General features: G+C 30.9%; 14 protein-coding genes. 12 read left to right on the top strand and 2 right to left on the bottom strand.

The genetic code is table 11. The features are described from left to right. Nucleotide 1: 1 nt before the first annotated feature. Nucleotides 2-3,334: a DUF5686 family protein gene (locus OIU83_RS13715; RefSeq protein WP_264206832.1), complete on the bottom strand. Its 3,333-nt coding sequence runs from the start codon at nt 3,332-3,334 to the stop codon at nt 2-4. Between the two features lie 217 nt (nt 3,335-3,551). On the opposite strand from OIU83_RS13715, the gene OIU83_RS13710 reads away from it, so the two are divergent. The 9 genes from OIU83_RS13710 (at nt 3,552) to OIU83_RS13670 (ending at nt 12,584) form a co-directional block, all read left to right on the top strand. Next, on the top strand, nt 3,552-4,232 hold the full coding sequence (locus OIU83_RS13710; RefSeq protein ID WP_264206831.1) for a response regulator transcription factor: 681 nt from the start codon (nt 3,552-3,554) through the stop codon (nt 4,230-4,232). Further along, nucleotides 4,229-5,500 carry a sensor histidine kinase gene (locus tag OIU83_RS13705; protein WP_264206830.1) on the top strand — a complete coding sequence of 424 codons (1,272 nt, stop codon included), beginning with the start codon at nt 4,229-4,231 and terminating at the stop codon, nt 5,498-5,500. Before OIU83_RS13710 ends, OIU83_RS13705 begins: the two co-directional genes overlap by 4 nt. 421 nt (nt 5,501-5,921) lie before the next feature. Further along, nucleotides 5,922-7,856, top strand: coding sequence for an LTA synthase family protein (locus OIU83_RS13700; protein WP_264206829.1), 1,935 nt, complete (start codon nt 5,922-5,924; stop codon nt 7,854-7,856). Nucleotides 7,857-7,879: 23 nt separating this feature from the next. After that, nucleotides 7,880-8,467, top strand: coding sequence for a dual specificity protein phosphatase family protein (locus OIU83_RS13695; RefSeq protein WP_264206828.1), 588 nt, complete (start codon nt 7,880-7,882; stop codon nt 8,465-8,467). A gap of 307 nt (nt 8,468-8,774) precedes the next feature. After that, entirely contained in the window at nt 8,775-9,746 is a 972-nt protein-coding gene (locus OIU83_RS13690; protein WP_264206827.1) for a phosphatase PAP2 family protein, read from the top strand. 245 nt (nt 9,747-9,991) lie between these two features. Continuing rightward, entirely contained in the window at nt 9,992-10,795 is an 804-nt protein-coding gene (locus OIU83_RS13685) for a DUF2314 domain-containing protein (RefSeq protein ID WP_264206826.1), read from the top strand. An 81-nt stretch (nt 10,796-10,876) separates the two neighbouring features. Then, entirely contained in the window at nt 10,877-11,548 is a 672-nt protein-coding gene (locus OIU83_RS13680; RefSeq protein ID WP_264206825.1) for a hypothetical protein, read from the top strand. Between the two features lie 72 nt (nt 11,549-11,620). Next, a complete protein-coding gene (locus OIU83_RS13675; RefSeq protein WP_264206824.1) occupies nt 11,621-12,184 on the top strand; it encodes a Crp/Fnr family transcriptional regulator in 564 nt (187 codons plus the stop codon). A 73-nt stretch (nt 12,185-12,257) separates the two neighbouring features. Next, complete coding sequence (locus tag OIU83_RS13670) at nt 12,258-12,584, top strand: DMT family transporter (RefSeq protein ID WP_264206823.1); 327 nt, start codon at nt 12,258-12,260, stop codon at nt 12,582-12,584. Between the two features lie 189 nt (nt 12,585-12,773). On the opposite strand, the gene OIU83_RS13665 is transcribed toward OIU83_RS13670, so the two are convergent. Beyond that, on the bottom strand, nt 12,774-13,337 hold the full coding sequence (locus OIU83_RS13665; RefSeq protein ID WP_264206822.1) for a DUF6642 family protein: 564 nt from the start codon (nt 13,335-13,337) through the stop codon (nt 12,774-12,776). Nucleotides 13,338-13,756: 419 nt separating this feature from the next. Here OIU83_RS13665 and OIU83_RS13660 point away from each other — a divergent pair, with 419 nt between their 5' ends. From OIU83_RS13660 to OIU83_RS13650, 3 genes are read left to right on the top strand one after another with little or no spacing between them, the layout of a single operon-like run. Then, nucleotides 13,757-14,080 carry an ArsR/SmtB family transcription factor gene (locus OIU83_RS13660; protein WP_264206821.1) on the top strand — a complete coding sequence of 108 codons (324 nt, stop codon included), beginning with the start codon at nt 13,757-13,759 and terminating at the stop codon, nt 14,078-14,080. Nucleotides 14,081-14,082: 2 nt separating this feature from the next. Then, nucleotides 14,083-14,550, top strand: a complete 468-nt coding sequence (locus OIU83_RS13655; protein ID WP_264206820.1) for an SRPBCC family protein — start codon at nt 14,083-14,085, stop codon at nt 14,548-14,550. Between the two features lie 6 nt (nt 14,551-14,556). After that, complete coding sequence (locus OIU83_RS13650; protein ID WP_264206819.1) at nt 14,557-15,114, top strand: DUF4256 domain-containing protein; 558 nt, start codon at nt 14,557-14,559, stop codon at nt 15,112-15,114. Nucleotides 15,115-15,185 lie beyond the last annotated feature (71 nt).

Raw genomic sequence — 15,185 nt, 5'->3', positions numbered from 1 at the left:
ATTAAAATGTTGTTTTTAAACCAATTCGTATTCCGAATTTTGGATTAACAGGGCCATTAAAATTCTGAAAGTCACTCCTCCAAATAAAATCCACACGGAAAGGGCGTATGTTTCCGTAACCGATATTTTCAAAACCAAAGCCGTATTCGTAATATAATTTAGTAGGCGCAACATATAAAATTGATGATCTGTTTATTTCTATATTTTTATCCGAAATGGTACCATATACACCTCTAAAAGTCAATACACTTCTCCAGTTTAATTTCTTTACGATGGGAATTTTATTTAAAAGAAATCCGTTTAAATGTTGTTCGAAATGCCCTTCTACGTAAGTATCAGCAACAAAATCATAATAATCCAAAAGCGCAAAAGTATTGGGCAATAAAAAATAAGTCTGATTGGATGAGACGGCTGTTAGAATTGACAAAGGAGTTGGTTCAAAGGTTTTACCTGCACCAACCGTAGCGTCAAAAATTCCAAATTTACCCAATGAAATAGGATTGTTATATAGAACCTGAATTCGATTATAATCGAAACTTCCGCCTAAAATGTTTTTATATCCTCGCCGATAATTAATCATTAATGTGGGATGTAGCGTAATACCTTGCTTTTCATCAACACCAAATCCCGAAACGTCTTTTCCGGGTGTATAAGTAAGATATATATCTGAGGCTACATCGGTAGTTTTCGATTTTATTTGTGAAGTGGCAGTATCAAGATAGTCCAGAGAAAACTTATCCGGAGCAGCTGATGTGATTATATTATGACTTAAGATAAGTCCCAAATGTAAATTCTTTTTGGGTTCCATATCAAAACGGAACATGCTTTTTTGGATATTCGAAAGGAAATAATTGTCTCCCCTATTAAACAATGCTTTTGAACCTTTATCAGCTTCAGGCAAAAGATGGATTCCATTAAATTGCGTTAACCCCATTTGTTCATTGTCTTTTAGAAACGCTGCACTAATGGTCATTCTGGGATTATTTTCAAATAAGTATCTCGCTTCCAGACCGTATTTCATGACTTTGTCTTTGTTCCCGTAAGCCACAAAAGTTTCTGCACGAAAACGATCATCTTCGGTAAAAAAAGTTCTCATTCCCAGTCTTAACCGCAATCCTTCTACTTGATTTGTTGCGACTGTCGCCCAAACATTACCTACTTGTAATCCTTTAGTTAATTGTATGTATCCATCCGACAGTAAATACATTGTATTGGATATTGTTTTTATTTTTTCACTATCCTTAATAACATTTACGGCTTTATAGACATTCTTAATTTCTTGATCCTGCTTTTCGTTCCAGTAGACAGTATCTCTTTCAAACTGATTAGCATTGACTTGTTGTATCGATTCATCATAAAAACGATCCTCTTTAGGAGCATTTAGAACATAATTGCTAAATTTTTCTGTTTTTATGACATAGGCACCTTTTTCTGTTTCATCTTTGGTAAGTAATGTAAAATCACCTTTATATTCATTGAGTAGCGGTAAGTAAATACTATCGTTTTTAACTTCAAAAGTTTTTTTGAAAGTCAGATTTCTAACAAAGTTTAAATTCATTTTTTTGGGAGTATCCATTTCAATTTCCGTCAAAGCAAAATTATTGGCAGCAACAGTAAAATTTCCCCTAAAGGAAAAGTCTCTTGTGTTTCTTGGAAAAAACCGAATAGAATAATATTTTTTACCTCCAACATAAGTACTGTCGGACAACTCATAATCATAACTGCCAAAGCCTTGTGTGGAAATCGGACTCACAAAATTTTTATTTAAAATGGTTATGTTGTCTTCATAAACATCTATTTCTCTAAATGTTGCTTCAATATCCTTAAAGATTTGTCCTTGTTGTTTAATTCCAGTAATTCTTTGACCTTCAATATCGATACGCTCCTTTTTCAATATATTATTTCCATATATTTTTACGTTCTTTTCAATAAGTTCTATTGGTAAGAAAAATTTATTATCTGCATTGGTTTTGATTTTCAATACGATGGAATCAAAATTTTCCTTCAACACTTTTTTTATAAAAAGAGTATCAAAATTATCCAGACCCAATTCGGTGGTTGAGTATTTATTATATTGGTAACATTTGGAGAGTTTTAATCCATTTTGTTTTTTATTTTTCCAAATACGTTCCATTATTTTATAAGCAGGATTATCTTTTTTTTTTAATCTTTTTTTTGGACCGTAATTTATTGCGACTTCGTTTAGTGTTGTTGTTTCTTCTTTGAGTGCAATAGTCAGGTTATCAGTGTTCCGTTTTTCCAGATGAATTATTTTATTTTCAAAACCTACATAGCTCACGCTAATATCCGAATATATTTTATTGGATTTCAAAACAAATAAACCGGATGTATTTGTAAATGTGCCATCATGCGAACCCAAAAATGAAATATTTGCATTAGCGATTGGTTTGTTTTTATCATCTGTGAGGATACCTTTTACATTGGTTTGACAATAATTACTTGCTGATATGAATAGAAAGAATATAAAAAACAGATATCGTTTTTTTAAAAGTACCGCTTCGGTTTTAATTTTTTCATCTGCACACCTGTCTTTTTCGAGAAAAGGTCTGGTTATTAATTTTTTAAAATTTTCATTGTCCTCACGAGTCATATTAGTATCTACTCCACAGATAATTTCGGATTGTTTGAGTTTATTAAATGTCGTAAATAGTTGATCCCAAATCGTTAGCACATCCCCGAAATTACTGTCGGTATAAGGTAATTCATAATGATGATGTATATGATGTGTATTTGGCGTGACAAAAATTCTAGAGACAATATTGTTTATTTTTGGAGGAAGTTTTGCTTTGGAATGTGAAACTATATTCGAAAAACTCTGAATAATCTGTTTGAAAATTAATACCCAAGGAGTTGCCCCAACAAGGCAAATTACAAGTATTGAATAGCTTACTCTAATGAATGTTTCCCCTGGATGTTCCCTTACGGTAGTCGAAATATCTACATCGAGATCGCTATGATGTATTTGATGGAATTTCCAAAAAAATGGTATTTTATGCATCATAAAGTGATACAAGTAATCAAAGAGATCAAGAATTACAAAGGCTACAATAAAAAAGACAAAAGAATTTTTGGTAATTGGTAATAAAAATAATAGTCCCCAATGCTTGGCTTCTATAAAGTTAGAAACAAGTAATACTACTATTGATAATGAAAATTGTACAGGAACTACAAAAAATAAAAATTTAGCATTTAAAAATGTATGAGAAAGCTTATCTTTAATTCTTTGAGAAAACAGGAAATATTCCAAAATCCAAAAAAATAACAATACACTAATAAATAGTAAAATTTGAAATTCAAAAACACGGTGTGCCATTTTATTCTGGGTTGATAAATATACTACAACATTAGTATGCCATTCTACCTCAATTCTATCTCAATTCTATTTCAATTCTATTGTTTAAGCATTCTCGATTCATGAAACTTAAATAGAATTAAAATAGATTCAGGTTGTAAAATTGCACCGAAATGTTTAAGAGGTAGTATCTTATAACATCAAAATCAAATCTCTTATTAAATGAAAAACCTATACTATGAAGATATTATTAATTGAGGATGAACCAGAATTGCAAAAAAGTATCAAGCAATATTTTGAGATGGAAGGCAATGTTGTAGAAGTTGCTTCGGATTATGATAAAGCCGAACAAAAAATTGCGCTCTATGATTATGATTGTATTCTGGTAGATATTACTTTGCCCAAAGGCTCAGGACTTGATTTAATAAGAGAAATAAAATTAAAAAAATCCAAAGCTGGTGTTATCATTATTTCTGCCAAAAATTCTCTTGATGATAAAATTTATGGACTAGATCTTGGTGCAGATGATTATTTGCCAAAACCTTTTCATTTATCCGAACTTAATTCGAGAATAAAAGCTTTGATTAGACGAAAAAGCTTTGATGGTAATATGGAAATTATCATAAATGAAATTAGAATTCTGCCAGCCCAAAGAAGTGTCTTTGTCAATAACAAAAGTGTAACTTTGACTTCCAAAGAATACGACTTATTACTTTACTTTATAGCCAATAAGAATCGAGTAGTAAGTAAGAATGCATTGGCCGAACATCTTTGGGGAGATAATGCAGATCGCTTAGACAATTTTGATTTTATTTATAATCATGTAAAGAATTTGAGAAAAAAACTTTTGGAAAAAAAATGTGACGATTACCTCCAAACCATATACGGGATTGGGTATAACTTTAAAATACATGAATGAAATTACTTGTAAAGACTAATTTATATTTCTTGATTCTTAGTATTCCGATTTTAATCATATCCGGAGTTGTTAGCTATTATTTTATTACTGGAGAACTAAAAGAAAGTAATGAAGATATGTTATTAGACCGTAAAATAATGATTGAGGAGTACTTAAAGAATAATGACAGTATTTCACTTCGTTTTATTACAAAAAGTAAAGAAGCCCAGATAAATAAAATTAATAATCTGGACTTAAAAAAAGAGAATCAAACCATATTTTCGGATACTTTAATTTATGACAAGATAGAAAAAGAGCTTGCCATAAACCAAATGATTACCTCCAATGTAAAAGTTAATGGTACCAATTATCAAATCAAGATTTGGCGTAGTACACTAGAATTTGAAGAACTTTTTGAAGGTATATTTTTTCTCCTCACGGCTATTCTAGTCTTGCAAGTTATAATCTCAATGCTTATTAATTTTTGGGTTTCAAGAACCTTATGGAGACCGTTTTATAATGCAATACATCATTTGAAAATTTTTCGGGCAAGTGATAATGAGGTTCCCGAATTTGAAAAAACATGTGTAAATGAATTCAAAGAACTAAATCATTCGCTTAAAGAAATGATGAATAAGATGATTATGGATTATAACAGCCAGAAGAAATTTACAGAAAATGCATCACATGAAATCCAGACGCCATTGGCAGTAATAAAATCAAAGGTCGATCTTCTTATTCAATCCGAAAGTTTACAACCCAATGATATCGAGCTAATTATTGCTATAGATGATGCTTGCTCAAAATTGATTCGCTTAAACAAATCATTGTTATTACTTACCAAAATAGAAAACAGACAATTTAAAACTACAGAAATTGTATCTGCCGAAAAAATGGTAAACCAGTCACTGGTATTGTTTGAGGAACATATTAAAGAAAATAAAATTAGTGTTGAAAAAAATATTCAGAGTGATTTTTTAATCAATATGAATACCGATTTATGTCTGGTTCTGATTAATAATTTATTTCAAAATGCAATTCGTCATAATATTAATAAAGGAAAAATTGTTATTTCTATAAAACATAATTCCCTTTCTATCCAGAATACCGGTCAGGAAGAACCTCTTGATATATTATTACTTGCAGAGCGTTTCCAAAAAATGTCGACTTCGCATTTATCTACAGGATTAGGCTTGGCAATTGCATATGAAATAGCCGAAGTAAGCGGGTTAAAACTAAAATATAAATTCATTAATAATGAACATCGTTTTACATTAAAAGTAAAATAAGTTAATTCGGCAACTTCGCATAGAATTAAAATAGAATTGAATATCACCTTTATCGAATAAAATTAATAATTCAAGTTTTATTTTTTAAAGATGGAAAAAACATTCTTAGAAAGAGCAATTGTGTCTGACGTAAGATCATTTGCTAAAGCAGAAATCAAATCAAAGAATAGATCCTTCAATAATCCTCCAATATTCTACTTGGGAGGATTTTTGTGTTTTTATTTAGTTGATAAACTTAACAATTTGATTACACAGTAAGTGATTTAAAGCATTATATCAGGAAAATTTCAGCCTGATATAACATTAAACAAACAGTTTGTTTATTCAAATATCACATTGATTACAAGTTGGAGTAAACTTATATTCATTTATTTACAACCATGTTTGATTAATCAAAAATTGCAATTAAAAAATAATAAAAATGCCTAAACACATTCGTTTAAATGAATTCCTAGTCTTATTTTATAGACTTTCATTAGCTTATCTTTTTTATTTCTTCGCCAGAATTTTATTCTATCTTTTTAATAAAAATATATTAAAAGTAGACTCTATTTCCGAGTTCTTTTCTCTTTGTTATTATGGATTAGCATTTGATACTACAGCGATTTTATATGTTAACTTACTGTTTATAGTATTATCAGTTATTCCTTTATATAGAAATACAAATCCAGGGTATCAAAAATTTCTTTTCTACCTCTATTTTACTACAAATCTAATTGCGTATGCAACCAATTTTATTGATTTTATTTACTACAAATATACTTTTGCAAGAACGACTATTGTGGTTTTAAATGTCTTGCAACATGAAACGAATAAGAAAGTATTGCTCTTTAGCTTTCTTGTAGATTATTGGTATATACTTATTCTATTCCTTATTTTCTCGGCATTTTGGATATTCTTGTATAAAAGAGTGACAGTTAAGGTTAATATACCGACAAATAAACTTTACTATTTTGGATTTTCAACGATTAGCTTTCTACTGGTTGTTTTGTTTACAATTGGAGGAATTAGAGGAGGTGATTTTAAAAAATCTACCCGACCAATTAATATATTAGATGCTAGTCGCCATGTAACCAATATTGTACATTCGGATATTGTACTAAATACACCATTTGCAATTCTTAGAACCTTGTTTACCAATAGCTTCAAGAAGACAAATTACATAGATGTAAATGAACAGATAATTCTGGAAAAAGTACAGCCGATAAAACAATATAAAAACAACCCACAGACAAAGCCTAATGTTGTTGTTTTTATACTCGAAAGTTATGGTCGCGAATATATTGGAGCATTCAATAAAGATTCCAAAATCCCAAATTATAAAAGCCATGCTCCTTTTTTGGACTCTTTGTCTCAGCATAGTATGATTTTTACAAATGCTTACGCAAATGGACGACAATCTATTCACGGCATGTCATCTGTTTTGGCAGGAATTCCTTCTTTTAAGGATGCCTTTACATCATCGCCATACCCAAAACAAAAGATTGAGTCATTAGTTTCTACATTAAAAAGCGAAGGATATAATACCTCCTTTTTTCATGGAGCTGCAAATGGTTCCATGGGTTTTTTAGGATTTGCCAATATCTTAGGAATCGACAATTATTATGGAAGAACAGAGTTTAATGACGACTCGCAATTTGATGGTTATTGGGGGATATGGGATGAGCCATTTTTACAATTTATGGAAAAAACGTTGGATAAAAAGAAAACACCATTTTTTGCCAGTGTATTTACAGTTTCTTCACACGAACCTTATATTATTCCCGAAAAATATAAAAATAGATTTCACGAAGGTGGAGTTCCTATTCATAAGTGTGCAGAATATACCGATTATGCTTTAAAAAGATTCTTTGACGAAGCCAAAAAGAAACCGTGGTTTTCCAATACAATCTTTGTGTTGGTTGCCGATCATTGTAATCAGATTTATTATGATGAATATCAAAAAGCTATAAATCATTTTGCCGTTCCTATTATCATTTACAAGCCTAATAGCCAATACGTAGGTGTTGATGATGACTTTGCTCAACAAATAGATATTTATCCTACAATATTGGATATGATAGGATACCCAAAACCTTTTAGAAGTTGGGGCAGAAGTTTACTTGATAAAAAATCATCCCAACCATTTGTTATTAACTCAACCGGGACTATTTATCAATTTTCAAAAGGAAATTATATCTGCACGTTTGATGGTAAAAATGCCCTTGGTTTTTATGATAAAAATGATAAAGACCTGAAAAATAATTTAATTGCTCATAAAAATGCCGAAATGAAGGAAATAGAATTGAACTGTAAGGCATTTATAGAAGATTATTACAACAGAGTCGTTGATCAGAAACTTTATTATAAGAAATAACAAAATTCATAAAATTAGAATAAATGAAAAATAAGAAAAAAATATTTGGTTTTGCTATTATTGCAATTATACTTATCGGTGTTGCAAAATATGTTTATGATATGAATATCAATCATAATTTTAAAACAATATCCGAGGGAAAAGTGTATAAGTCGGGAGTTATTCCGCCAGATCAATTGGCAGATTATATCAACAAATATCATATTAAATCAGTAATTGATTTACGTTTTCCAGGAACTTTGGATTTAGATAATAATCCGGAAATTCCAGCTGAACTAACTGCCGAAAAAGAAGCAATTGCAAAAATAAAAGGAGTTAATTATTTTAACGATGGATCGGATCAGGTTCCAGTTAAAAAAAACTTAGATATATTTTTTAAAATAATGGATAATAAGGATAATTATCCTGTTCTTATTCATTGCTATCACGGTATAGGCAGAGCCGAAATGTACTCGGCATTGTATCGAATAGAATATGAAAATTTCACTAACGAACAAGCGCGTCTAGGTACAAGATTTATAACTAAATTTGGCTCTTTTGATGATGGAACTCCCAAAGGAGAATACCTAAAAGCCTACAAGACCAGAAGACAAATTGCTCAAGCTAAATAACTTCATTAGAAAGTTATTTATTCAAAAAGAAATAATCTCAAATTTAGTTGTGCAATGTCTTATATTGGCTATTTAGTTCCAGTATAGATTCACTGTGTGCCTATTTAGTTTAGATACATTAAAGTCTGTATATCCTCTATTTTAGGAAACTATAAACTTTAATGTATCAATCCCAAGTAAAATGATTAGGTCTTATTTATTCAGTCTCACTTATCGCTTTTTTAATAAAATTCAAGCGTAAATATTTAATTGTTATCCAACGTGTTTTGTTGGGTTACCACTATATATAAGCGCTTTACCTTTGTACATGAGAAAATCAATCTACTTTTATATTTTTATATTTATATTATCGCAAAGCGTGCAATCACAAGTTAAGGATAGTTTAATCGATGGATTAAAATATCAAGTTTACCAACTCCCGAACGGTGAATTTTATACTTATAAAAAGCCTCATCTTTTTGATTTTATTACCAAACTGCCTAAAGACTTTACGGGAACAATAAAAGACATTGGTAATAAAGAAAATCTTATTGCTCTAGGAGTTTCTGCAGTTACTACAGTTGCCTTATTACCTGCAGATCAATATTTACTGGATCAATCACGTGAAATTGGAGAGAAAATAGGATTACAGGAAACGGCGAGATATAAAAATTTCGGACCTTTAAGTAATATTCCTCCAAACATTACTTCGGGAATCTATTTATTAGGAAATGGTACGACTCCATTATTGCTAAGTTTAGGTTTTGCAAGTTATGGATTGATAAAAGATGATTATCGATCATTAAACACAGCTTCGGGATTAATAGAGAGTCTTGCAATATCGGGCGTATTTAGTCAAACGATAAAACGAGTTACAGGAAGACAGAGCCCTGCTCCTGCTATCGCAGATGGAAATCCCGGTGGAGCATGGAATCCTTTTCCTAGTTTTAAAGCTTTTGCTTCCAATACGCCAAATTATGATGCTTTTCCATCCGGGCATTTAATGACTGCAACAGCAGCATTATATGTAATTATGGGTAATTATCCAGAGGTAAAATGGATTAAACCTGTTGGCTACAGCCTAATAACCGTTTTAGGATTCGAAATGGTTCAAGGAGGAGTACATTGGGTATCCGATTATCCGGTTGCTTTGGTTATGGGGTATATTATTGGAAAAAATATTGCTAATAGTAAGATTAAAAAAAGCTGCAAAAATTTAGAAAATAAAAGATACACCTATAATTTTAATGCATCCCGTGCATATGGATATAATCTAGCCAAAGTAAGTGTAACTTTCTAAGTCTATATAGGTATTAACTATCTAATTATTAGACTCTATGTTGTTATTGTGGTCAATGTGTCGATCAGTAATTGGGGTATTTGCAACATCATATTAGGAACAACTACAATCAATAGGTATTTATTTTTATGTCATATTGTGATTTTTTTTTTAGAAATAAGTAAATATAGAATGGACAATTAAACTAAATTAGCAGTACAAAAATTGTCCCCGAAATATAAAACAAACTAAAAATAATTTGATAAATGACGAATAAAGAAATATTTTTTGCTGATGGAAATAGTCCAAAAATGATTGAAGCTTTTAAAAATGCACAAGAAACTTTTAAATATTTTTGGAGAGAATTATCTTGGGAATACCGAAGAATTGTTCCTGGATTAAGCGTGGCATGTGCAAAAGTTGCATTCTCAGAAAACAGAGATGGAAGTGAGAATCCTATAGTAGAACATATGTGGATTAACGACATTGATTTTGATGGAGAATTGGTAAGAGGTATTTTGATAAATGCCCCCGATGAGTTAACAAATATCGAAAATGGGGATGCTGTAGCAGTTCCTTTAAGTCAGATAAGTGATTGGTTATTTGCAATTCATGGAAGCGCACCAAAGGGGCTTTCGAAATTATTTTCTTCTCCTCAGCCCAAAACTTATGGCGGATTTACGATTCAGGCAATACGCTCAGAAATGTCAAATCAGGAAAGAAAAGAACATGATAAAGCTTGGGGATTAGATTTTGGTGATTACAATGAAGTTTTATTAGTAAATGAGCAAAATGAAAAGCCAGAGAATCTTATAGAGCATCCTATGAGTAAAAACATGAAAGAGAAATTGATTGATTTTATTGAGCAAAATCAGAACGAAATCACTCATCAGGATGAAGAAGGATATTCATTATTGCACAGAGAAACTATTGCAGGAAATTTGACATCTGTAGAAGTTTTATTGGCATCTGGAGTAGATACCAACATGAAAACAAATCAAGGTAAAACTGCACTAGATTATGCGAAACAATTTAACTGGGAGCATATTATTCCTGTATTGCAGAATTAATTTGGAGAAATCTCTATTATAAATTTTATTTAGTTTCTCAACTAAAGAATAAGTTCATCAGAAGTTTAAAAATTTTGTCAAATGAAATATTTACTCATAATCTGTTTGTTACTAATTTCATGTAATAAAGAACCAAAGAAAAATTTATCGAAAGATAAAGCCGTTTTAATGAAAAATAAAGTCATTGAAAATACTACTATTTTACGAAAAAGCGGCTTTTTTAAAAATTATGAAAAGCTAAGTAATACAGAGATATTTAAGAAATTGCATTCTATTAGAAAAATTGAATATTCAAAATTATTCGAAAAAGAACACGATCCAGGAATGGAATTAGATGAATTTGATTTAGCTTGTCTTGATGATACTAAAGTGATATTTATTGATTTAGAAGCTGGTGTATGTAAAGAAAACAAAGTTTATGAAGAAGTTATAAACTTGCATTCGAAATTAACAGATTATGTTTTTAATCCAAAGAATATAAAAGAAACCTGGAATAGCGAAACAGGGTCAATCGAAGTTGAATTTGAACTTGATAAGAAGAAAATAAATTTCAAGCCCGAATTTCGTGATGATTGGCTGGATGAAATTGTTTTTAGGATTTGTAAAGAAAAAATAAAAGAAAAAAATATCCGAATAGTTGATTGCTTAGGAGATGATGGATATGGATTTGGACAGTCAATTGCAATAATGAGGCTAACCAAAGAAGAACAAGAGAATTTAGAGAAACAATTTAAATGGAAATTTGCAGAATAAAATCGTTATCCATATCCTATTAGTAATTGAGTTTTAAAGCAATTGGAAAATTCCAAATTAATAATCCCATAAATGAACATCAATATTATTCTTGATCGGATATTCGAATTACCAGAGAGCTCTAAGAAAGCCTTAGAAGATAATATTACTCAGGTAAATTATCCAAAGGGGCATATTTTATTGAAAGCAGGCAAAATAGAGACAAATATCTATTTTATAAAAAAAGGAATTGTAAGAGCTTACGTGATTCAAAAGGATATTGATGTCACTTTTTGTTTTGTAAAAGAAGGAGAAACAATCATTTCTATGAAAAGCTATGTCGAAAAGCAAAAAGGCTATGAAGATATAGAACTTCTGGAAGATTGCGAACTCTATGAATTAAAAACAGAAAATCTACAAAGATTGTTTGAACAAGATATTCATATTGCCAACTGGGGAAGGAAATTTGCCGAAAAAGAACTCATAAAAACAGAAGAAAGGCTAATTTCGAGACAATTTAAAACAGCGTCCGAAAGATATAATGAACTAATAACCAATAATTCCGATTTAATAAAAAGAGTACAATTAGGTTATATTGCCTCCTATCTCGGTATTACCCAAGTAAGTTTAAGCCGAATACGAGCCGAAATAAAATAGTATTATTTTTTATCATTTGTTAAATTTTTAATGACTTCCCTTAAGGATCTTTGCCATATTAAAGTATAAAAATATGAATTGGATTCTTTTGGTTATTGCGGGATTATTTGAGGTAGCGTTTGCTTCGTGTTTAGGAAAAGCAAAAATAGCAACAGGAAATGATGTTTATTTATGGTACGGAGGTTTTTTGGCTTCGCTTATTATAAGTATGTTGTTACTTATTAAAAGTACACAAACACTGCCAATCGGAACAGCATATGCGGTATGGACAGGAATTGGAGCTGTAGGAACAGTTTTAGTGGGAATCTTTGTATTTAAAGACCCAACAAACTTTTGGAGATTGTTCTTTATTGCAACATTAGTAGGCTCTATCATCGGCTTAAAATCGGTGTCACATTAATGCAACTTGTAAGTAAAAAAATGCAACTTAATTTAAGTAAGGTTAAGTTGCATTTAAAATATAATCTTCTATTCCTACTTCCCTTTTTATTATTCCTAAAAACATTTCTTGCTTTTATTCTCTTTATGTTGGTGTTTATTTTTTGCCAGAGCATCCGATATTGCATTAGGATTCCTAAATTCTTTAAAATCAATAATACAATCTAAAATCGAGGTGCTTGCAAAGGTCATAGTGTTTCTGGTGTAATTCTTCAACGATTTCGATTACATCATCCTCATCCTGACACAAACTAAAGAAAGCTTTGTCAAGTGTACTGCTACTTGTTATTTTATTAAATGCAGCACCATAGCCCGAAATGGCACGTGCTCCAGTAATATCAAGAAAGTATTGTGCTTCTTCCTGGCTTAAATCCAATATTTTTGCATTGGCAAAATGTAAAATTTTACCTTTCATTTTGCCTTCAAAGATCTCGGCAATTTCTTCCAGACTGTAATAATATTCATTTAGGCATACATTATTTGCCTCCCCTGGCATCACCAAGTATATTATTTCGTAATCCTTAAAGTTATGATCATCATAAAGCAAAGCATTCAAACTATCTTCCAGTCCCTCGATAGTATCACAAGTTTTATGAATGCTGGTAATACCTTGATCAAAAGCCAGTTGTTCTAGGTTTTTAACAACTTCGGTAGTTGTCTCAGTTTCTACATCTCGAACAGCTTCGAGGCAGAAAATAAATTTGTCATAATCCATAAAATTATGTTTTTGTAGATAATCAATATATCACAAAGGTATATTTTTATTGAGAGAAATAAACCTAAATTAAGAATACATTTTAGCCGAATTTGGAGCTTTTTCCAGCTATCCGCTATATCTTTTTATCTCTAAAAAAACGAGATAAAAAGGATACCGCTCCTATCTGGGCTAGTTATGAACATTGTCTAAAAAACAGGATAATGTCATGAGTTTATTCTCTTTAATAATTTACATATCGTTTTTTTAATCAATTAAAAAGAACACATTAGGATTAGGAAAAATCACAAGAATTTCACTCAAACTGAGACTGAAAACGGAATACTATTAAAAACTAGTTAGTTAAGGTTTAAATTTTTGCTAAAATATTTTGCGCAGTCAAATAACTGCGTTATATTAGCAGTTAAATAACAGCATATATGGATATTCGTAGAGATGTATTTCAGGCAATAGCCGACCCTACCCGAAGGGCAATACTTAGTTTAGTAGCAATACAGGCAATGACTCCTGGTGCAATAGCTGAAAATTTTGACTCATCGAGACAAACTATTTCAAAACACATAAAAATATTAACAGAATGTGAATTATTGGAACAGGTTCAAAATGGTAGAGAAATTTACTATCACATTAATGCTAAAAAGATGAAAGATGTAGCCGATTTTATTGAGCCATTCCGTCAAATGTGGGATGACCGATTCAATAAATTAGAAACAATAATGAAAAATTATAAAGACATTATCTAACTATGGAACAAAAAACAAAAATTAATGCCGAGAACAGTAAGCAGGACTTAACGATTACAAGGGAATTTGATTTACCATTAGAATTACTCTTTAAAGCATATACTGAGCCTAAAATTGTAGAACAATGGATGGGAACTAAAGTACTGAAACTCGAAAATAAAAAGCATGGAAGTTGGCAATTCGAAACAAGCGATGCCAAGGGAAACATTGTATTTAAAGCCAATGGTGCAATTCATGAGTTCATCCAAAATCAGAAAATTATAAGAACATTTGAAATGGAAAACGCCCCTTTTAGCGTTCAACTAGAGTTTTTGGAATTTGAAAAACTGACAGATAATACAAGCAAACTTACAATACATAGCATATATAAATCTGTTGCCCATCGGGATCAAATGCTGAAATTGCCTTTTGCTCAAGGTTTAAATATGGCGCATAACCGATTACAAGAAATCGCAAATAAATTAAACTAAGAAATCATGAAAAAAGAATTATCACCAAAACAATCTGAAGAACTACTTAACACATTAAAAACCCGTTTTGAGAAAAATAAAAAGCGTCATGAAGATTTTGAATGGCTCAAAATACAAACAAAACTCGAAGCAAATACCGAAAAATTATGGTCGCTTAATGAAATGGAAGAAACTGGAGGCGAACCAGACGTTATTGGTCATGACAAGAATACAGATGAATACATTTTTTATGATTGCTCGGCCGAAACTCCCAAAGGGCGCAGAAGTATTTGTTATGATCATGAAGCACTAGAAGCAAGAAAAGAACATAAACCAAAAAATAGTGCTATAAATATGGCTGCTATAATGGGGATTAGTATTCTAACAGAGGAAGAATATAAAGCTTTGCAACAACTTGGAAACTTTGATGCAAAATCTTCAAGCTGGATTAAAACACCCGTAGATATCCGAAAACTTGGCGGCGCTATCTTTTGCGATTATCGCTACGGTACTGTATTCGTGTATCATAATGGTGCCGATTCTTACTATGCCGTTAGAGGATTCCGTGGTTCACTTAGAGTATAAAAAATTGAACACAAAGTTTTTTTAATCTTTTAATCTGTGGCAAAAAATTAACCGCAATGTCCGCAAAGATT

Source organism: Flavobacterium shii, assembly GCF_025847235.1.
Classification (GTDB): domain Bacteria; phylum Bacteroidota; class Bacteroidia; order Flavobacteriales; family Flavobacteriaceae; genus Flavobacterium; species Flavobacterium shii.
Note: the sequence above shows the minus strand (reverse complement) of the source record. Positions and strands in the feature narration are given on the sequence as shown.